General features: G+C 63.4%; 16 protein-coding genes. 10 read left to right on the top strand and 6 right to left on the bottom strand.

The window, feature by feature from the left end:
* Positions 1-70: 70 nt before the first annotated feature.
* Positions 71-1930: a sigma-54-dependent Fis family transcriptional regulator gene (locus AC07OP_RS02605; RefSeq protein WP_495101656.1), complete on the bottom strand. Its 1860-nt coding sequence runs from the start codon at positions 1928-1930 to the stop codon at positions 71-73.
* Between the two features lie 309 nt (positions 1931-2239).
* On the opposite strand from AC07OP_RS02605, the gene AC07OP_RS02600 reads away from it, so the two are divergent.
* The 3 genes from AC07OP_RS02600 to AC07OP_RS02590 are packed head-to-tail and all read left to right on the top strand — an operon-like array spanning position 2240 to position 5363.
* On the top strand, positions 2240-3217 hold the full coding sequence (locus AC07OP_RS02600) for a thiamine pyrophosphate-dependent dehydrogenase E1 component subunit alpha (RefSeq protein WP_027606545.1): 978 nt from the start codon (positions 2240-2242) through the stop codon (positions 3215-3217).
* Between the two features lie 26 nt (positions 3218-3243).
* Positions 3244-4263 carry an alpha-ketoacid dehydrogenase subunit beta gene (locus AC07OP_RS02595; RefSeq protein ID WP_495101655.1) on the top strand — a complete coding sequence of 340 codons (1020 nt, stop codon included), beginning with the start codon at positions 3244-3246 and terminating at the stop codon, positions 4261-4263.
* Positions 4260-5363, top strand: coding sequence for an acetoin dehydrogenase dihydrolipoyllysine-residue acetyltransferase subunit (locus tag AC07OP_RS02590; RefSeq protein WP_495101654.1), 1104 nt, complete (start codon positions 4260-4262; stop codon positions 5361-5363). The genes AC07OP_RS02595 and AC07OP_RS02590 overlap by 4 nt, the downstream gene beginning before the upstream one ends.
* A 52-nt stretch (positions 5364-5415) precedes the next feature.
* On the opposite strand, the gene AC07OP_RS02585 is transcribed toward AC07OP_RS02590, so the two are convergent.
* Positions 5416-6303 (bottom strand): helix-turn-helix domain-containing protein, encoded by an 888-nt coding sequence (locus AC07OP_RS02585; RefSeq protein WP_495101653.1) that lies wholly within the window; start codon positions 6301-6303, stop codon positions 5416-5418.
* 138 nt (positions 6304-6441) lie between these two features.
* On the opposite strand from AC07OP_RS02585, the gene AC07OP_RS02580 reads away from it, so the two are divergent.
* From AC07OP_RS02580 to AC07OP_RS02565, 4 genes are read left to right on the top strand one after another with little or no spacing between them, the layout of a single operon-like run.
* Positions 6442-7800 (top strand): glutamine synthetase family protein, encoded by a 1359-nt coding sequence (locus tag AC07OP_RS02580; RefSeq protein ID WP_495101652.1) that lies wholly within the window; start codon positions 6442-6444, stop codon positions 7798-7800.
* Between the two features lie 22 nt (positions 7801-7822).
* Positions 7823-8911, top strand: coding sequence for a polyamine ABC transporter substrate-binding protein (locus tag AC07OP_RS02575; RefSeq protein ID WP_027606540.1), 1089 nt, complete (start codon positions 7823-7825; stop codon positions 8909-8911).
* Complete coding sequence (locus tag AC07OP_RS02570) at positions 8908-10203, top strand: NAD(P)/FAD-dependent oxidoreductase (protein WP_495101651.1); 1296 nt, start codon at positions 8908-8910, stop codon at positions 10201-10203. Before AC07OP_RS02575 ends, AC07OP_RS02570 begins: the two co-directional genes overlap by 4 nt.
* 57 nt (positions 10204-10260) lie before the next feature.
* Positions 10261-10677, top strand: a complete 417-nt coding sequence (locus AC07OP_RS02565) for an SRPBCC family protein (protein WP_495101650.1) — start codon at positions 10261-10263, stop codon at positions 10675-10677.
* Positions 10678-10953: 276 nt separating this feature from the next.
* On the opposite strand, the gene AC07OP_RS02560 is transcribed toward AC07OP_RS02565, so the two are convergent.
* Positions 10954-12348, bottom strand: coding sequence for a sensor histidine kinase (locus tag AC07OP_RS02560; protein WP_115486281.1), 1395 nt, complete (start codon positions 12346-12348; stop codon positions 10954-10956).
* Positions 12326-13009, bottom strand: a complete 684-nt coding sequence (locus AC07OP_RS02555) for a response regulator transcription factor (RefSeq protein WP_027606536.1) — start codon at positions 13007-13009, stop codon at positions 12326-12328. The genes AC07OP_RS02560 and AC07OP_RS02555 overlap by 23 nt, the downstream gene beginning before the upstream one ends.
* 324 nt (positions 13010-13333) lie before the next feature.
* Here AC07OP_RS02555 and AC07OP_RS02550 point away from each other — a divergent pair, with 324 nt between their 5' ends.
* A complete protein-coding gene (locus tag AC07OP_RS02550) occupies positions 13334-14239 on the top strand; it encodes a hypothetical protein (protein WP_495101649.1) in 906 nt (301 codons plus the stop codon).
* A gap of 98 nt (positions 14240-14337) precedes the next feature.
* On the opposite strand, the gene AC07OP_RS02545 is transcribed toward AC07OP_RS02550, so the two are convergent.
* Positions 14338-15561 (bottom strand): multidrug effflux MFS transporter, encoded by a 1224-nt coding sequence (locus tag AC07OP_RS02545; RefSeq protein ID WP_043293615.1) that lies wholly within the window; start codon positions 15559-15561, stop codon positions 14338-14340.
* A 92-nt stretch (positions 15562-15653) separates the two neighbouring features.
* Here AC07OP_RS02545 and pdxR point away from each other — a divergent pair, with 92 nt between their 5' ends.
* Positions 15654-17138: a MocR-like pyridoxine biosynthesis transcription factor PdxR gene (gene pdxR, locus AC07OP_RS02540; RefSeq protein WP_495101648.1), complete on the top strand. Its 1485-nt coding sequence runs from the start codon at positions 15654-15656 to the stop codon at positions 17136-17138.
* Here pdxR and AC07OP_RS02535 read toward each other — a convergent pair.
* Positions 17068-17976: a MurR/RpiR family transcriptional regulator gene (locus AC07OP_RS02535; protein ID WP_010211026.1), complete on the bottom strand. Its 909-nt coding sequence runs from the start codon at positions 17974-17976 to the stop codon at positions 17068-17070. The two genes, pdxR and AC07OP_RS02535, sit on opposite strands and share 71 nt — an antisense overlap.
* A gap of 284 nt (positions 17977-18260) precedes the next feature.
* Between AC07OP_RS02535 and AC07OP_RS02530 the strand changes: the two genes are divergently transcribed.
* Positions 18261-20198 carry a bifunctional 5-dehydro-2-deoxygluconokinase/5-dehydro-2-deoxyphosphogluconate aldolase gene (locus AC07OP_RS02530; protein WP_495101647.1) on the top strand — a complete coding sequence of 646 codons (1938 nt, stop codon included), beginning with the start codon at positions 18261-18263 and terminating at the stop codon, positions 20196-20198.
* The last annotated feature ends 31 nt before the right edge of the window (positions 20199-20229 follow it).

Genomic DNA, 20229 nt, shown 5'->3' with positions numbered 1-20229 from the left:
GAGGGGCGTTCTATCTCTTAACTGACTGACATTAGGGCAAGCCCCCTCTCACATGGTTGACCCCGTTGTGTCAGTGCTTGCCGGGCATGTCGATGCCCAGTTGGTTGACTCGGCGGTACAGGGTGGCTCGGGAAATCCCCAGCGCCTGCGCCGTCGGCAACGGCTTCCAGCGATGCCGGATCAAGGCATCCAGCACCACCTGCCGTTCCGGGCTGACGCTGTGTTCGGCCAGCGTCTCGACCTGCTCCCCACGCACTTCCACCGGCAAGTCTGCCAGCTGGATGGTGCCGCCTTCACACACCGCACAGGCATACGCCAGCACATGGTGCAGCTGGCGCACATTGCCCGGCCAGGCATAGCCCAGCAGGCATTCCAGCGCGGCCTGGCCGATGCCCACCGAGACGCCGCTGCCGCGCGCTTGCTGCTCCACCAGCCGGTTGATCAATGCCAGTTTGTCACTGCGCTCGCGCAGCGGCGGCAGGCAGAAGCGTGCGCAGCCGAGGCGGAAGTACAGGTCTTCGCGAAAGCGCCCGTCGCTGACCAGCACGGCCAGGTCGCGGTGGCTGGCGCAGATCACCTGGATGTCCACCGTGCGGGTCTTGGCCCCCCCCAGGGGCGCGACTTCACCCTCGGCCATCACCCGCAGCAGGCGCGTCTGCAACGCCAGCGGCATATCGCCGATTTCATCGAGGAACAAGGTGCCGCCATCGGCCTGCACCAACAGCCCCGGCATGCCTTTGCTGGAGGCCCCGGTAAAGGCGCCGGCCACGTAGCCGAACAGCTCGCTTTCAATCAGGTTCTCGGGGATCGCCGCGCAGTTCACCGCGACAAAGGGCCCCGCACGCCGGGCGCTGCGTTCGTGCAGTTGGCGGGCGAAAACTTCCTTGCCGGCGCCGGTTTCCCCCTGCACCAGCACCGGCAGGTTGCGGTCCTTCACGCGCACGGCCAGGCGCAGGTGTTCTTCCACCCGTGGGTCGACCTGGGTGTGCGCAACGGGCCGTGCCGGTCTGCGGCGCGGCGCGTTGACCCGCACGTGCAGCACGCCAGGCTCGCCCAGCCATTGCAGGTGTTGGGTCGATTGATCGGTGGCCGCGCGCAATGCATCCAGATCGAACACCTCGCCGATATGCGCCGGCACCTGGCCGAAACGCCGGCGCAATGCCTGGCGCGCCTTGCTGTTCAGGGCGTGCAGGCGCCCGTCCTGATCCCAGGCCAGCAGCAGGTCGGGCTGGCTGTCCACATAGCCCGGTGTGCTGTGGGCCTGGAGCACCCAATGCTCGCGGGCGCTGTGCATGAAGAAGGCGTTTTCGATGGCCTGGGCACTCTGGGCCACCATCTGCCGCACCAGGTGCTGGCTGCGCCGGTCATCCGGGGATTTGAGCGCCGAGGCATCCATCACCCCCAGCAGGTTGCCCTGGGGGTCGAAGATCGGCGCGGCGGAGCAGGTCAAACTGATGAAGGCGGCGCGGAAGTGGTCGCGCTTGTGCACGGTCACTGCGGCTTTGCTGGTCAGCACCGTGGCCACGCCGCAGGTGCCTTCCTCGGCTTCCGACCAGCAGGTGCCGAGGTACAGGCCGGCTTTGCGGCAGTCGCTGCGAATGGTGCTGTCGACGCGGTGGTCGATGGTTTGGCCCTGGGCGTCGGTGAGCATCACGCAGTAGTCGGCGTGGCGCACCCGGTGGTGCAGTTGCCCGACTTCTTCGCCGGCGATGCGCATGAACAGCTCGGCGCGTTCGCGGCATTCCTTGAGCAAGGGTTCGGTAAGGATACGGGGCCCCTGCAGCGAGCCGGGGTCGAGGTGGTGTTGTTCCATGGAGCGCCGCCAGGAATCGAAAATCAGCGACGGCACCGGCGCCTGGGGCAGGCGATCGGCATTGCGGACCACGCGACTGACGCAGTCGACGTGCTCCCTGGAGTTCGCGGCGAGCATAAGGCCTCCGGTTCTCGATCTTTGTTGTTATGCCCGCCATTAAGCGCCCGTGGGCGCGAGGGGACAAGGGCGACCTGACCAACAGCCCCGCGTGAGACGCGGCGTCTCATTTCGGCCGAGACGCCGCCTGCACAGTGCAATGCGCCGTCTCATTCTGCACAGGCATACCGTCCCGGCACAACCGCACGGCACTGCTCTGGATCAAGGCTTTGCCAGGTTTCATCGCACCTTGGCACAGGCTGTGCTGAACCACTTGCAGCTGGCCGCAGCCAGCCTTTTGTGTGTCGAGACAACCTGGAGAACAACAAGATGTCCACCCACCTGTCCACCGATCAATTGCTGCATGCCTACACCGTGATGCGCACCATCCGTGATTTCGAAGAGCGCCTGCATGTGGAATTCGCTACCGGCGAGATCCCCGGTTTCGTGCACCTGTATGCCGGCCAGGAAGCCAGCGCAGCCGGGGTCATGGCCCACCTCAACGATGAAGATTGCATCGCCTCCAACCACCGTGGTCATGGCCATTGCATCGCCAAGGGCGTGGATGTGTTCGGCATGATGGCCGAGATCTACGGCAAGAAAACCGGCGTGTGCGGCGGCAAGGGCGGTTCCATGCACATCGCCGACCAGGAGAAGGGCATGCTCGGCGCCAACGGCATTGTCGGGGCCGGTGCGCCGTTGGCAGCAGGCGCCGCGCTGGCCTCCAAGCTCAAGGGCAGCCAGGGCGTGGCGGTCGCATTTTTCGGCGACGGCGGCTCCAACGAGGGCGCGGTGTTCGAGGCGATGAACCTGGCGTCGATCATGAAACTGCCGTGCCTGTTCGTGGCCGAGAACAACGGCTATGCCGAGGCCACCGGTTCCGGCTGGTCGGTGGCGTGCAAGGACATTGCCGAGCGGGCGGTGGGCTTCGGCATGCCGGGGGTGATTGTCGATGGCAATGACTTCTTTGCCGTGCACGCGGCGTTGGGCGTGGCGGTGGAGCGCGCGCGCCAGGGCGACGGGCCGACCTTGGTGGAAGTAAAGCTGAGTCGCTTCTACGGCCACTTCGAAGGCGATGCACAAACCTATCGTGGCCCGGACGAGGTGAAGAACCTGCGCGAATCCCACGACTGCCTCGCACTGTTTCGCCAGCGCTGCAATGCCGAAGGCTGGCTTGACGCGGCCCAATTCGAACGTATCGACGGCGAGGTCGCACAGTTGATCGACGACGCCGTGCGCCTGGCCAAGTCCGATCCCAAGCCTCAGGCCGCCGACCTGCTCAGTGATGTCTACGTCGCCTACCGCTAATAACTACAAGACTCGGAGAGAATTTCATGGCTCGCAAAATCAGCTATCAGCAGGCAATCAACGAAGCCCTGGCCCAGGAAATGCGCCGCGACCAGAGCGTGTTCATTATCGGCCAGGACGTCTCCGGCGGCACCGGCTCCCCCGGCGAGCAGGACGCCTGGGGCGGTGTGCTGGGCGTGACCAAGGGCCTCTACCCGGAGTTTCCGGACCGGGTACTCGATGCGCCGTTGTCCGAAGTCGGCTACGTCGGCATGGCCGTCGGCGCCGCCACCCGTGGCATGCGCCCGGTGTGCGAGTTGATGTTCGTCGACTTTATCGGCTGCTGCCTCGACCAGTTGCTCAACCAGGCCGCCAAGTTTCGCTACATGTTCGGCGGCAAGACCACCACGCCGCTGGTGGTGCGCGCCATGTACGGTGCCGGCCTGCGTGCCGCCGCCCAGCATTCGCAGATGCTCACCTCGATGTGGACGCACATTCCCGGGCTCAAGGTGGTATGCCCGGCCACGCCCTATGACGCCAAGGGCATGCTGATCCAGGCGATCCGCGACAACGATCCGGTGATCTTCCTTGAACACAAGATGCTCTACAGCTTGCAAGGCGAGGTGCCGGAAGAGCTGTACACCGTGCCGTTCGGCGAAGCCAACTTTGTGCGCGAAGGCCGCGACGTGACCCTGGTGACCTACGGGCGCATGGTGCATATCGCCCTGGAAGCCGCTGCCAACCTGGTACGCCAGGGCATCGACTGCGAAGTGCTGGACCTGCGCACCACCAGCCCGCTGGACGAAGACAGCATCCTCGAGAGCGTGGAGAAAACCGGGCGCCTGGTGGTGATCGATGAGTCCAACCCGCGCTGTTCCATCGCCACCGACATCAGTGCGTTGGTGGCCCAGCAGGGCTTCTCGTTCCTGCGCGCGCCGATCGAGATGGTCACCGCGCCGCACACGCCGGTGCCGTTTTCCGATGCGCTGGAAGACCTGTACATCCCCAACGCCGCGAAGATCGAGGCCGCGGTGCTGAAGATCGCCGACAAGAGGAACGCCGCATGATCCATACCTTGACCATGCCCAAGTGGGGGCTGTCGATGACCGAAGGCCGCATCGACGTCTGGCTCAAGCAGCCTGGCGACCGGGTGGAGAAGGGCGAAGAAGTGCTGGACGTCGAGACCGACAAGATCTCCAGCAGCGTCGAGGCGCCGTTCAGCGGTGTGTTGCGCCGCGTGCTGGCGCTGAGCGACGAGACCTTGCCGGTGGGCGCGCTGCTGGGGGTCGTGGTGGAAGGTGAGGCCAGCGAGGCGGAGATCGATGCGGTGATCGAAAGCTTCAACGCCGGGTTCGTCTCAAGCAGCGCCGAAGCCGAAGCCACCGGGCCGAGTGCGCAGAAGGTCGAGGTGGGCGGGCGTTTGCTGCGTTATCTCGACCTGGGCGAGGGCGGTACGCCGCTGGTGCTGGTGCATGGCTTTGGCGGCGACTTGAACAACTGGCTGTTCAACCAACCGGCCCTGGCCGCCGAGCGCCGGGTGATCGCCCTGGATTTGCCGGGACATGGCGAGTCGGGCAAGCATCTGCAAACCGGTGACGCCGAAGAGCTGAGCCAGGCGGTGCTGACCTTGCTCGATCACCTCAAGCTCGAACGCGTGCACCTGGCCGGGCACTCCATGGGCGGCTTGGTCAGCCTGACGCTTGCCGGCCAGGCACCGGCGCGCATTGCCTCGCTGACCCTGATCGCCAGCGCCGGGCTGGGGGCGGACATCAACGGCGATTACCTGCAAGGTTTCACCGAAGCCAATAACCGCAACGCGCTCAAGCCGCAACTGGTGCAACTGTTCAGCGACCCGGCGCTGGTGACGCGGCAGATGCTGGAGGACATGCTCAAGTTCAAGCGATTGGAAGGGGTGGATCAGGCGATGAGGCAACTCAATGCCCAACTGTTCGAGGGTGGGCGCCAGCGCCTGGATTTGCGCAACGTGGTGGGGCGGCAACCGAGCCTGGTGATCTGGGGCAGTGACGATGCAATCATCCCGGCCGACCATGCCCAGGGGTTGGAGGCCCAGGTGGAGATTCTGCCGGGGCAGGGGCATATGGTGCAGTTGGAAGCGGCGGAGCGGGTTAACCAACTCATGGCAGCCTTCCTCAAATCTCAGCCTTGAAATGCAATCCAATGTGGGAGGGGGCAAGCCTCTCCCACATTTTCAGATGCATTCAAAGTGAGTGCTTTAGGGTTTCGCTCGGCAGCTCTTTGAACAACGCGCGGTAGCTGTTGGAGAACCGCCCCAAATGCCAGAACGACCAGTTCATCGCCACCTCGGCCACGGTCGTTCCGGCACCGCTCAACAATTCCCGCCGTGCCCCGTTCAACCGGCGCAGGCGCAACCACTGCGCCGGGCTCATCCCGGTGTAGGTCTTGAACCCTTGCTGCAACTGGCGCAGCGGCACGCCAGCAATCCGCGCCAGTTCCAACAGGTTGACGGTTTCGTCCGGCGTATCCGCCGCCCACTCGCCTATGCGCGCCATCAAGCGGCGTTCTTCACTGCGCTTTTGCAATGAGCTGCGATCCAGGCACACGCAGGCGTTGTCGAGGATGAACAGGCAGTCGTCGAGCAACTGTCGGGTGAGGGACACCGGGTCGATGTCCGTGGACAAGCGCGTCAGGGTGCCACTGAGCCAACGGCTGAACAGCGCGTTCTGCTGGCAGGCCAGCGGCGCCATGAACAGGCCTTCCAGCGTCTCCACATCCAGGCCGTGGCGCTGCACGAATTGCGGGCCGAACACCACCGCCACTTCGCGGTAGTTTTCCGGGGTGATCCAGGTGTTGCGGCTTTCGCCATTGAGCAGATACAGCGCGTTGTCGCTGCCATCGAAACAGAACGCCAGCGCGCCCGGCGGTGCGTTGAAGTGCTGCTCCACACGGGTGTTCATGCTCTCTTCGTACACCTGCACACCGTGCAGGTCGAGGTAGCGGACGCGCCCGGCAAAATGCCCCGGGGACATCTGCTGGTACTGCTGCACCCAGCCGGGTGTCGCACGGCATTGGGTGGCTACATCAGCGGTGGTGAAGGCCTGTACGCGCAAAGCGGTTGCCTGGGTCATGGGTGATCCGTACGCACTCTATTGGTGCGTTGTGCTGCGTGCAAAGTGGATAGATGGCCTGTGAAGGCTGGCCCAAGATAGACCTCAATGCGCCGCGAGTACAAGGCGGCGCAGCACCTACCCCATGACGAGGTCCTTATGAACGCCCCCTTCGATCAGCTGCACACCTGGCTGAAAGAACACAAGATTACCGAAGTCGAATGCGTGATCAGTGATTTGACTGGCATCGCACGCGGCAAGATTGCGCCCACCAACAAGTTCCTGCATGAGCGAGGCATGCGCCTGCCGGAAAGTGTGTTGCTGCAAACGGTAACCGGGGACTTTGTCGACGACGAGATCTACTACGACCTGCTGGACCCGGCCGACATCGACATGATTTGCCGCCCGGTATCCAACGCGACCTACGTGGTGCCGTGGGCCATCGAGCCCACCGCGATTGTGATCCACGACACCTTCGACAAGCATGGCAACCCCATCGAACTGTCGCCGCGCAATGTGCTGAAGAAAGTCCTGCAGCTTTACACCGACCGGGGCTGGCAGCCGATTGTCGCGCCGGAAATGGAGTTCTACCTGACCCAGCGCTGCGAAGACCCGGACCTGCCGCTGAAAACCCCTATCGGCCGTTCCGGCCGTGCCGAAACCGGGCGCCAGTCGTTCTCCATCGATGCGGCCAACGAGTTCGACCCGCTGTTCGAAGACGTCTACGACTGGTGCGAAGCCCAGGGCCTGGACCTCGATACGCTGATCCATGAAGACGGCCCGGCGCAGATGGAAATCAACTTTCGCCACGGCGATGCCCTCGACCTGGCCGACCAGATCACAGTGTTCAAGCGCACCCTGCGCGAAGCCGCGCTCAAGCACAATGTGGCCGCCACCTTCATGGCCAAGCCGGTGGCCGACGAGCCGGGCAGCGCCATGCACCTGCACCAGAGCGTGGTGGAGATCGCCACGGGCAAACCGGTTTTTGTCGACGCCGACGGCAACATGAGCCCGCTGTTCCTGCACCATATCGGCGGCCTGCAGAAGTACATCCCCAAGTTGTTGCCGATGTTCGCGCCCAACGTGAATTCGTTCCGCCGCTTCCTGCCGGACACCTCGGCGCCGGTCAATGTGGAGTGGGGCGAAGAAAACCGCACGGTCGGCCTGCGCGTGCCCACCTCGAGCCCGGATGCGATGCGCGTGGAAAACCGCCTGCCGGGCGCCGATGCCAATCCCTACCTGGCCATTGCCGCCAGCCTGCTGTGTGGCTACCTGGGGATGATCGAACAGATCGAACCCAGCGCCCCGGTAGAAGGCCGCGCCTATGAGCGCCGTAACCTGCGCCTGCCGTTTACCCTCGAAGACGCCCTGGCGCGGATGGAGGACTGCGACACGGTCAAGCAGTACCTGGGCGACAAGTTCGTGCGCGGCTACGTCGCGGTCAAGCGCGCCGAGCACGAGAATTTCAAGCGGGTGATCAGTTCCTGGGAGCGTGAGTTCCTGCTGTTGAGCGTTTAAAAAACACAAAAGGGGTGTCGATATGCGTCTTGTGAACAAGCTTCTTCCGCTGGCCCTGGTGGCCGCGTTCAGCGGTGCCGGCCAAGCCGCGCCGACGGTGAGCGTCTACAACTGGACCGACTACATCGGCGAGACCACCCTGGCGGATTTCCAGGCCAAAACCGGGATCAAGGTGATCTACGACGTGTTCGATTCCAACGAAACCCTGGAGGGCAAGTTGCTCGCCGGTCGCACCGGCTATGACGTGGTGGTGCCGTCGAACCACTTCCTGGCGCGCCAGGTAAAGGCCGGCGCGTTCCTCAAGCTCGACCGTTCGCAGTTACCCAACTTCAAGAACCTCGACCCCAAGCTGCTCAAGCTGCTGGAGAAAAACGACCCGGGCAATGCGCACTCGGTGCCGTACCTGTGGGGCACTAACGGCATCGGCTACAACGTCGACAAGGTCAAGCAGGTGTTAGGTATCGACCATATCGACTCATGGGCGGTGCTGTTCGAACCGGAGAATCTCAAGAAACTCAACCAGTGCGGCGTGGCCTTCCTCGACTCGGCGGATGAGCTGTTCCCGGCGATCCTCAACTACATGGGCAAGGACCCGCGCAGTGAGAACCCCGAGGACTACCAGCAGGCCGAGGCCAAGCTGTTGACGCTGCGGCCGTACATCACCTACTTCCATTCCTCCAAGTACATTTCGGACCTGGCCAACGGCGATATCTGCGTGGCGTTCGGCTATTCCGGCGATGTATTCCAGGCGGCCAACCGCGCCAAGGAAGCCAGGAACGGCGTGAATATCGCCTACTCGATTCCCAAGGAAGGCTCCAACCTGTGGTTCGACCTGCTGGCGATTCCGGCCGATGCGAGTCACCCAAAAGAAGCCCATGCCTTCATTAACTACCTGCTCGACCCTGAAGTGATCGCCAAGGTCAGCGCCTCGGTCGGTTACGCCAATGCCAACCCGGCGGCGAAGGCGTTCATGGCCCCGGAACTGGTGAACAACCCCGAGGTGTACCCGTCCCAGGCCGTGCTCGACAAACTCTATATTTCCACCACGCCGACCCCGGCGACCATGCGCCTGATGACGCGCGCCTGGAGCAAAGTGAAGACCAACAAATGACCCCATCCAGCGACCACGCCCGTTCCTACTACCTTGCCTCGGCGAATGCCATGCCGGAGCGCCCGGCACTGGGCGCCGACCTGAGCGCCGATGTGTGTGTGATCGGCGCTGGTTTTACCGGGGTCAACACCGCTATCGAACTGGCCCAACGCGGGCTCTCGGTGATCCTGCTGGAGGCCCGGCGTATCGGCTGGGGCGCCAGCGGGCGCAACGGCGGGCAGTTGATTCGCGGGATTGGCCACGATGTGTCGGGGTTCGCCAAGTACCTGGGCGAGGAGGGCGTGCGTTACCTGGAACGGGCCGGGATCGAGTCGGTGGCCCTGGTGGGCGAGCGCATCCGCGAGCATGGGATCCACTGCGATTTGCGCTGGGGATTTGCCGAGCTGGCCAACACCCCGGCGCAGTTCGCTGCGTTCAAGGGCGAGCAGGACAGCCTGGCGCGCCTGGGTTATGTGCATGAAACCCGCCTGGTGGGCCCGCAGGACATCCGCGACGTGGTGGATTCGACGCAGTATGCCGGCGCCTTGGTGGACATGGGCTCCGGGCACCTGCACCCGCTGAACCTGGTGCTCGGCGAGGCGCAGGTGGCCGAGTCCCTTGGGGTGCGGATCTTTGAGCACACCGACGTGCTGGAACTGATCCACGGCGACACGGTGCAGGTGCGTTGCGCTGGCGGCACGGTACGCGCGGCCAGCCTGGTATTGGCCTGCAATGCGCACCTGGAGGAACTGGAACCGCGCCTGAGCGGCAAGGTGCTGCCGGCGGGCAGCTACATCATCGCCACCGAGTCGCTGTCGGTTGCACAGGCCAATCAGTTGATCCCGCAGAACCTGGCGCTGTGCGACCAGAAAGTCGGCCTGGATTACTACCGGTTGTCCGCCGACCGTCGCCTGTTGTTCGGCGGCGCCTGCCATTACTCGGGGCGCGATCCCAAAGACATCGCGGCCTATATGCAGCCCAAGATGCTCAAGGTGTTCCCGCAACTGGCCGACACCGCCATCGCGTTCCAGTGGGGCGGCAGGATCGGCATCACCGCCAACCGTTTCCCCCAGGTCGGGCGGCTCAAGCAATACCCGAACGTGTTCTACGCCCAAGGCTATTCCGGGCATGGGCTCAACGTGACCCACTGGTGCGCGCGGCTGTTGGCCGAAGGCATACACGCGGGCCACAGCCATGGCCTGGATGTGTTCAGCCAGGTGCCGCACATGACCTTTCCCGGCGGCAAGGCGTTGCGCTCGCCGCTGCTGGCGTTGGGAATGGCGTGGCATCGCTTGCGGGAATTGATGCATTGAAGCCCGGGGCATGGCAGGCTGTGCACGACGTTTTACTACGACTTTTGGAGATTTAGCGTGCCAACAGCATCTGCAGTGATTGAAATCCCGGTATCGGCCGAGACGGTCTGGCACTTGGTGGGTGGCTTCAACAGCCTGCCGGACTGGCTTCCGTTTATCGCCAAGAGCGAGCCCGGTGAAGGTGGCCGCGTGCGCCATCTGACGACCGCCGACGGCGGTGTGATCGTCGAGCGTTTGCAGACCTTCGATAACGTCGGGCGTACTTACAGCTACACCATTGAAGAGTCGCCGTTTCCGGTGAGTGCTTACCTGGCGACGTTGCAGGTTGAGGCGCTGACGGAGTCGTCGGCGAAGGTGACGTGGTCCGGTGTGTTTACCCCGGCGGCGGGTACTACGGAGGCGGCGGTGGAAGAGCTGTTTGCCGGCGTGTACAGCGGCGGGCTTGAGGCGCTGCGGGCCAACTTCCCGACCTGATTCGATCTACCCGGCAATGCAAGGTATCTACACAACTTTCAGCGACTGGCGAGTTCCCCTGTGGCGAGCGGGCTTGCCCTAATGCCCGTCAGTTAAGGCTTTTTGTAGGAGCGAGCTTGCTCGCGAAAAACTCACAGGCGCCGCGTTTATTCAGGAGGCACGCGTTATCGTTGACGTTTTTCGCGAGCAAGCTCGCTCCTACAGGAGGCGATGTACGCTTACTGACTGGCATTTGGGCAAGCCCCCTCCCACAGTTTGACCTCACTGGCTTATGGATCAGGCTTCGGGCATCAGTTGCTGGCGGCACTCCAGCACCAGGCGCGCGCCGCCTTGCTCGCTGGTGCCCACTTCCAGCTTGAACCCATGCAAGTTGATGATTGCGGCCACAATCGACAGGCCCAACCCAAACCCGCCTTGCTGGTCGCCTTCATCCACCCGATAAAAGCGTTGGAACACCGCATCGCGTTCCGCCGCCGGTATGCCGGGCCCGGAGTCGTGCACTTCGATGCGCGTGCTGCCGGCATCGTTGAGCCCCCGCAGGATCACTGCGCCGCCCGCTGGGGAGAACTTGATGGAGTTGCTCAGCAGGTTGGCCAGGGCTTCGAACAACAGGGCGCGGTCGCCGGTGATCCATGGCAGGGACTCGGGGACTTCGAGTCGCAACTGCAATTCGCCTTCCTCGGCCAGGGGCAGGTAGAAGTCATGTAACTCGCGCAGCAGCGGCAGCGGGTCCATCACCAGGAAACCGGAACGGCGCTGGTGGTCTTCCAGCTCGGAGATACGCAGCAGCCCGCGAAAGCGCGCCATCAGGGTGTCGGTCTCGGCGATGGCATCGTCCAGTTTCACCGCGTAGCCGGAGTCCTGCTCGGCCTCCTGGCGGATGCGGTAGAGCTGCGCGCGCAGGCGGGTCAATGGGGTGCGCAGGTCGTGGGCGATGTTGTCGCACACGCCCTTGACCTCGTTCATCAGTTTCTCGATGCGGTCGAGCATGGCGTTGACGATGGCCGCGAGCATGTCCAGTTCGTCACGCCGGTTGGACAGCGGCAAGCGGTGGGTGAGGTCGCCGGCGACGATGGCTTCGGCGCTGGCCTGGATCCCGCGGATCCGGCGCAGCGGGCGGCGGCGCAACAGATGCCAGCCGGCGGCGCCGGGGATAATGGTCAGGGACAGCGCCCACAGCAGGGCATGCCAGATGATCCGTGTCACACCGAACAGCGAGCCATTGGCGCGCACCAGTACCAGCCAGCGGCCGTCGTCGGTATGGGTGGCGACGGCGTCGCAGCTGTCCTTGGGCAGTTTGGGGTCGTCGGAGTCGACGCAATTGGCCAGGGTGTGGATCTTGCCGTCCAGCGGCAGGTCGGAGGGAATCGCGCGGATCGGCCCGCTCAAGGGGCGGAACTGCTCATCGAACAGGCCGTAGGCGTCCACGCCCTTCATGTCGAAGGTCATGCTGGTGGTCAACGCTTCCACCAGTTCTTCGCCGTCGAAGCGCTGGAACAGGTGCTGGCGTTGCATCAGCGAATGGCGCGACAGGTCACTCAGGTAACCCGAGACCTCGTAATACAGCACCCCCATGAGGATGCAGCTCCAGGCCACGAACAACGAACTGTAGAGCGCCAGCAAGCGGCTGCTGGATGAACGCCAGCCCTTAGAGGGGTTCAGCAATGACATAACCGGAACCTCGTACCGTGCGGATCAGCGGCGGGAGGCCCGGTGGATCGATTTTCTTGCGCAGGCGGCCGATGTGCACGTCGATCAGGTTGGTGCCCGGGTCGAAGTGATAACCCCAGACTTCCTCGAAGATCATCATCCGCGACAGGATCTGGCCGGTGTTGCGCATCAGGAATTCCAGCAGTTTGTATTCGGTGGGCAGCAGGCTCAGGGGCTGGTCGGCGCGGCTGGCTTCGCGGCTGATCAGGTTCAGTTCCAGGTCGGCCACGCGCAGGGCGGTTTCGAATTCCTTGACCGTGCTTTTGCGGCGCAGCAGCACTTCGACACGAGCGGCCATTTCGTCCGAGGCGAAAGGCTTGGTCAGGTAGTCATCACCGCCGGCGCGCAGGCCACGCACGCGCTCGTCGACGTCGGAGAGGGCACTGATCATCAGGATCGGCGTCGATACGCCGATGGTGCGCAGGGTGGTGACGATGGCCAGGCCATCGAGTTCCGGCAGCATGCGGTCGAGGGTGATCAGATCGTAATCACCACTCACGGCGCGGACCAGGCCTTCGCGGCCGTTGTCCACCCAATCTACGTCCAGTCCATGGCTACTCAGCTCGGCGACGATCTCGCGGGCCGTTACGGCGTCATCCTCGATGGTCAAAATGCGGGTCATAGGATTACCTGGTGAGCGATTCACACTAGAAGTGGGGGCATTTTGCCAAGAAATGGCTGAACGCTTCCTAAATAAAACTTCATGTTGGCAAAACTGACACAACTTTCATGGCGGGTACCGGCCGGGGAGCAATCTCCTTCCACAGGGAATGCATTACGCCCGCCTGCAACAGCCATTTCTTGCAAGTTGCATGGTTCAGGCAAGTTCAATTTACTTAACCTGTTGAAATGCAACGGATTTAATTTTCAGCGCGACTGGCATGCTGCCTGCACTGTCTCTTTTGAGACTTGTAACACTATTTTTCCTGCCGGGAGCAAAACAACAATGATCACATCGTCATCCACGCTGCAAGAGTCGAGCGCGCGCTCCGGGGTTTCCTGGGGGGCTATCTTTGCCGGGGCCGCTGCGGCGGCTGCGTTATCCCTGATTCTGGTATTGCTGGGCTTCGGCCTGGGTTTCTCGGCGGTGTCGCCGTGGGCCGACAGCGGCATCAGCGCCAAGGGGCTTGGCATTTCCACGATTGTCTGGCTGGCCTTTACCCAGATCGTTGCCTCGGGCCTGGGCGGTTATATCGCCGGCCGGTTGCGGGTGAAGTGGGCCAATATGCATGGCGATGAGGTGTACTTTCGCGACACCGCCCATGGTTTCCTGGCCTGGGCAGTCGCCACGCTGATCACTGCCGTGCTGGTGGTCGGTTCGGTCAGCAGTGTCGTCACCGGCGGCGTGAAAGCCGGTGCCAGCGTGGCAGCCGGTGCGGTCAGCGGTATCACCCAGGCCGCAGGCAGCGCAGCCAAAGGCGTCAACGGCGGCGATTTTGACTACTACGTCGACAGCCTGTTTCGTGACGATCGCCCGGTTGCCGTCAGTGATGACGCTGCCCATGGCGTGGTTGCGCGCATTTTCACCCGTACCCTGAGCAATGACGGCCAACTCGCCCCTGAAGACCGTGCCTACCTGGCCCAGTTGATCAGCCAGCGCACCAACCTCAGCCAGGCCGATGCCGAAGCGCGTATCGACAAAGTCTACGGCGACGCGCGTAAAGCGGTGGAAGACGCCAAGCTCAAGGCCAAGCAAGCCGCTGAAACGGCCGCCAAAGTCGCCGCCTATACCTCGCTGTGGACCTTTGTCGCCCTGTTGATCGGCGCTTTCTTTGCCAGTTTCGCTGCAACCTTTGGTGGCCGTCGCCGCGATGCCGTGGTGTACGTCGAAACCGAAACCTACGTTCGTTAATTCAAGGAGAACACCATGCGCTCATTACTTCTGTGGTTCCTCGGCGTGCCGATCCCGGTGATCATCCTGATCGCAATTTTCATGCACTGATCCCGGGCTCAGCTCGGCCTGATGTGGGAGGGGACAAGTTCCTTCCCACATTTGGGTTTGTGGAGTGTCAGCCAGGTTGCTGCCAACAGTGCGCTGGCAACGGCGGTCATGATCACCAGCGGCTGCGACGTACCGTCGGACAGCAGCCCGGTGGCCCAACTGCTCACGGCAGTGAGGAACATCTGGGTAAAGAAGAACAACCCCGATGCGGTTCCCGCAATCGCACCGTACGGCTGCAACACCGACAGTTGGCACGCCGGAATCACCATCCCCACCGACACCATGATCACCACCATCGGCAGCACGATCGCCAGCCATTGCCCCGGCATGGCGGTAGTGGCCGCCGCAAGTATCACACTGCCCAGCACGTTCAAGCCGATAGCGGCATGGATCAAACGGTCCGGCTCGAAGCGCCGCACCAGCCTGCGGAACAGGTTCGCGCCGAGCATGTAGCCGCTGATGGTCGCCGCGAACACCAGTGCATAGGCCGTGGCCGACAGGTGAAAGCCCCGCTGCAGCAGCGCCGACGACTCACTGATAAACGGGAAATAGGTGCTGTACACGCAGCCGATCGCCAGGGAATAGCGCAGGAAATAGCGGTCGCGCAGTAACTGGCCGTAGAGGCGCAGCAGGTTGCCCGGCGGCGCGGCGGCGACATCGGCCGGGCGGGTTTCGGGCAGGCGACGGTACACCACGAGGTAGAGCACTGCACCGATCACGCCGAGCAGTACAAACAGGCCGCGCCAGTCGATGAAGGGCAACATCAGGCTGCCCAGCACCGGTGCGGCCATCGGGGACACGGCCATGGCCATGGAAATCAGGCCGAGCAAGCGTGCCTGTTCATCGCGATCGAAATAATCGCGCACGATCACCCGGCCGATCACGGTGGTGCAGCATCCGCCCAGGGCCTGGAACAGGCGGGCGATGATCAGCACACCGATGCTGTCGGCCAGGGCGCAGGCCACGGTAGCCAGCACGTACAGAAACAGCCCCGCCAACAATACGGGACGGCGGCCGAAACGGTCGGTCAACGGGCCGCTGATCAGCAGGGAGATCGCCGAACCGAAGGTGTACAGCGTCAGGGTCAGTTGCAACTGGCTGTCGCTGGTCTGGAAGTAGTCGGCCATGGCGGGCAGGGCAGGCAGGTGCATGTCCAGGGTGATACGTGGCAGGCCGATCAGCACGGTCAGCAGTATCAGCCAGAACCACGGGGAGAGGGCGCGTTGCGTCATGGGAGGCTTCTGTGCAAGGAGTAGAGCCCGGACTCTAGCGGCTTTGTGGTTTAATCCTCAGGGCCGCTTATGGCAAAAATGATTGGACCACTATGAGCCGAGGAAAAACCCCTTCCGCCCTGGACCTGCCGCGCCCCGACAGCTTGGACATGGGAAAGCAGCAAGGGGCCTACGAGGCCCTGCGCGCAGCGATCCTGAGCCGACAGCTGCCGGCGGGCAGTCGCTTGCCGTCCACCCGCAGCCTCGCCGAACGCTGGCAATTATCCCGTGGCACCCTGGAGGCGGCATTCGACCGCCTGCACAGCGAAGGCTATGTGCAACGCGTGGCCGGCTCCGGTACGCGTGTGTGTGCGGTGATCCCCGAGCAATTCATTGCGGCACCCGCGCCCCGTGCCATGCCGCGTCGCGAAGTGGTCGTCGATCGCCCGGACGCCGGCGTGCAGAGCCATGTGCCTTTTGTCGCGCGACGACCGGACGCCAGCCTGTTTGATCTGAAGGCCTGGGCCCGCTGTGTTTCCCGGGGACTGCTATCGGCAGGGCCGGGGGCGCTGGAGGCGGGCCATCCCGCCGGGCTGCCGGAACTGCGCGCGCACATCGCCGACTACCTGCGCAGCTATCGCGGCATGCACTGCGAGGCGGATGAAGTGATCGTCACCAGCGGCATTCGTCACGCCCTTGACCTGATCGCGCGCACGCTGCTCAAGCCCGGTGACACGGCCTGCGTCGAAGACCCCGGCTATCCACCTGCGCGCCGCCTGTTCGGGCTGGCGGGGGCAGAGGTCCAGGCGATTGCGGTCACGGCCGAAGGGCTGGATACCGCGCAACTCCCCGACACGGCGCGCCTGGCCTACGTCACCCCGGCCCATCAGGCACCGCTGGGCATGACCCTGTCGGTGTCGCGCCGCCTGGCGCTGCTGGACTGGGCTGCCCGTGCCGAGGCCTGGGTGGTGGAAGACGACTACGACAGCGAATACAACTACCACAGCGCACCGCTGGCGGCGCTCAAATCCCTGGACGCCCATGACCGCGTGATCTACTGCGGCAGCTTCAACAAAAACCTGTTCCCCGGTTTGCGCGTCGGCTTCATGGTGGTGCCCAAGGCACTGCGCCCGGCCTTGCTGCGCACCCTGCAACTCACCGGGCAGTCGGTGGGCGTCAGTGATCAGTCGGGGTTGCTGGAGTTTCTCGGCAGCGGCGCTTTCGTGCGCCACTTGCGGGCTTCGCGCCAGGCCTATCAGGCGCGGCGCGATGTGTTGCTCGACTGCCTTGGGTCGCACTGTACGATCAGTGGGCAGCAGGCCGGATTGCATTTTGTGTTGTGGTTGCCGAGCGGTGTCGAGGAAGGCGAATTCTGTGCGCGTGCCGCGCAAGCCGGGCTGACGTTACAGCCTCTGGGCACGTTCTGCGTCGAGGCGATCCTGCCGCCGGCGGTCATCATCGGCTACACCGCGTTGACCCTGGCGCAGATCCGCTTTCACGGGCGTGCGTTAGCCCAATTACTGCCGGTCAGTCATCAAACCCGACCTGCTCGTGAATCTCATCCACCTTCAACTCCAGCCGGTACGCCACGGCAATAAACAACGCCTGGCACAGGCACAAGGTGGCGCTCAATGAACGGAAGGCAAACGACGAGCCTTCATTCACCAGCAGCACCGCGTTGGCCCGCTTGGCCAGGGGCGACAGGTTGCTGTCGGTGATGATCAGGGTCTTGGCCTGATGGTGCTGGGCGATCCGCAGGCAGTGCTGGGTCTCTTTGCCGTAGGGCGTGAAGCTGATGGCGATTACCAGGTCATTGGCTCGCACGCTGCGCATCTGCTCGCGATAGCTGCCGCCCAAACCGGAAATCAGGTGAATGCGCTTGTTGGTGTGCTGCAGGTTGTAGACCAGGTAGTCGGCCACCGCGAACGACCGGCGCACGCCGACCACGTAGATGTTGTCGGCGTTGACCACCAGGTCGACGGCCTTGTCGAAGGCCACGTCATCGAGCTCCAGCCCCAGGCGCTCGATACCCGACAGGGTCGCGTTGACGCACTCGCGGGCCAGGTCGCCGCCGCTGGCTTTCTGCGACTTGTTGGCGATCATGCTGCGGATGCGCTGCTGGTAGTTCTGCACCGGTGTGGTCTTGTGGGTGTAGGCCTCGCGAAACAGCGCCTGCATCTCACTGAACCCACTGAAGCCGAAACGCTGGGAAAACCGCACGATCGCCGAGGGGTGCACTTCGCATTCGCGGGCGATGTCGCTGATGCGGTCGACCATGATCCGGTCGCTCTGCTGGCTCATGTAGCTGGCGATGCGCTTGAGCTGGCGCGGCAGGCTTTCGTATTCGTCGGTGATCAGCTGCAACAGGCGTTCGGCGTTGATCGGAGGGCTGGCGATGGTGTCTTCCAGGGTGGTCTCGGGATCGGTGCGGGACATGGGCAATCCTTCTGGCGTGTTCTTCTGATGCGCTGATGGGTGGCGCAAGTCTACAGGGTAGGCGCAAAAAAATACCCCGGCATCACGGCCCGCGTGGCCTGCTGAAACGATGCACGGCGGCTGGCGTGCCCCTATGCTGACGTATTGGAAAAAATATTCCACTAAAAATAATTCTGGAATAAATATTGATTGCTGCCGCCGGACGTTCTAGTCTGCTCCCACCAAGAGCGTTTGCCGTCGCCACGGCGGCACAACGCAGGCTGATAAAAATAACAGGAGCCAGCATGGGCCAGACTCGTTTTGCCAGTGGGCGTCAATTGGATCTGATTTGCCTCGGGCGCCTGGGCGTCGACCTCTACGCACAGCAAGTAGGTGCGCGGCTTGAGGACGTGTCCAGCTTCGCCAAATACCTCGGCGGTTCCTCCGCCAATATCGCGTTCGGCACTGCCCGGCTGGGGCTCAAGTCGGCGATGTTGAGCCGGGTGGGGGACGACCATATGGGCCGTTTCCTGGTGGAATCCCTGGCCCGCGAAGGGTGCGATGTCAGCGGCATCAAGGTCGACCCGGAACGCCTCACCGCCATGGTGCTGCTGGGCCTCAAGGACCGCGAAACCTTCCCGCTGGTGTTCTACCGCGAAAACTGCGCCGACATGGCCCTGCGCGCCGAAGACGTCAACGAAGCCTTTATTGCCTCGAGCAAAGCCTTGCTGATCACCGGCACGCATTTCTCCACCGACGGCGTGTACAAGGCCAGCCTCCAGGCCCTGGACTATGCGGCCAAGCACAACGTCAAGCGCGTGCTGGATATCGACTACCGCCCTGTGTTGTGGGGCCTGGCGGGTAAGGCTGACGGTGAAACCCGGTTTGTCGCCGACCAGAACGTCAGCCAGCATGTGCAGAAAATCCTGCCGCGTTTCGACCTGATCGTCGGCACCGAAGAAGAATTCCTGATCGCCGGCGGCAGCGAAGATCTGCTCACCGCCCTGCGCACCGTGCGTGACCTGACCCCGGCGACCCTGGTGGTCAAGCTCGGCCCGCAAGGCTGCACGGTGATCCACGGTGCAATTCCGGCGCGCCTGGAAGAGGGCGCCATCTACCCTGGCGTGCGGGTTGAAGTGCTTAACGTGCTGGGCGCCGGCGATGCCTTTATGTCGGGCTTCCTCAGCGGCTGGATCAATGACGCCAGCGATGAGCGTTGCAGCCAGTTGGCCAATGCCTGTGGCGGTCTCGTAGTCTCGCGCCACGCCTGTGCGCCGGCCATGCCGACCCCGGCCGAACTGGATTACCTGTTCAACAGCCCGGTGCCGATCACCCGGCCTGACCAGGACGCGACCCTGCAACGCCTGCACCGCGTCACTGTGCCGCGCAAAGCCTGGAAACAGCTGTTCATCTTTGCCTTCGATCACCGCTGGCAACTGGTCGACCTGGCGCAACGCGGCGGCCAGGACCTGACCCGCATCAGCGAGATCAAGCAGCTGTTTATCCAGGCCATCGAACGCGTGGAGAAAAAGCTCGCCGAGCAGGGCGTCGAAGCCGATGTGGGCCTGTTGGCCGACCAGCGCTTCGGCCAGGACGCGCTCAATGCCGCCAGCGGGCGCGGCTGGTGGATCGCGCGTCCGGTGGAGGTGCAGAACTCGCGGCCCCTGGCGTTCGAACATGGCCGCTCGATCGGCAGCAACCTGATTGCCTGGCCCCAGGAGCAGGTCATCAAGTGCCTGGTGCAATACCACCCCGACGACGAGCCCATGCTGCGCCTGGAACAGGAAGCGCAGCTCAAGGCGGTGTACGAGGCGTCGGTGACCAGCGGCCATGAACTGCTGCTGGAGGTCATCCCGCCCAAGGATCATCCGTCCACTTACCCGGACGTGCTCTACCGCAGCCTCAAGCGCCTGTACAACCTGGGCATCTACCCGGCGTGGTGGAAGATCGAGGCACAGTCGGCCGAGGACTGGAAAAAGCTCGACGAACTGATCCAGGAACGCGACCCGTACTGCCGTGGCTTGGTGTTGCTGGGCCTGAATGCCTCGGCCGAATGCCTGGCCGCCGGCTTCCAGCAAGCCAGTCAGAGCAGCACCTGCCGTGGGTTTGCCGTGGGCCGCACGATCTTCCAGGAACCGAGCCGTTTGTGGATGGCGGGGGAGATCGATGATGAGACGTTGATCCAGCAGGTCCAAGCGACCTTTGAGCAGTTGATCAACGCCTGGCGCAGTGCCCGAGGCTGAACCAAGTTCTTAATTTGAAATGCAATCCAAT

The sequence above is a fragment of the Pseudomonas sp. GW821-FHT09D08 genome (genome assembly GCF_059416305.1).
This window is presented reverse-complemented; position numbering and strand designations above follow the sequence as displayed.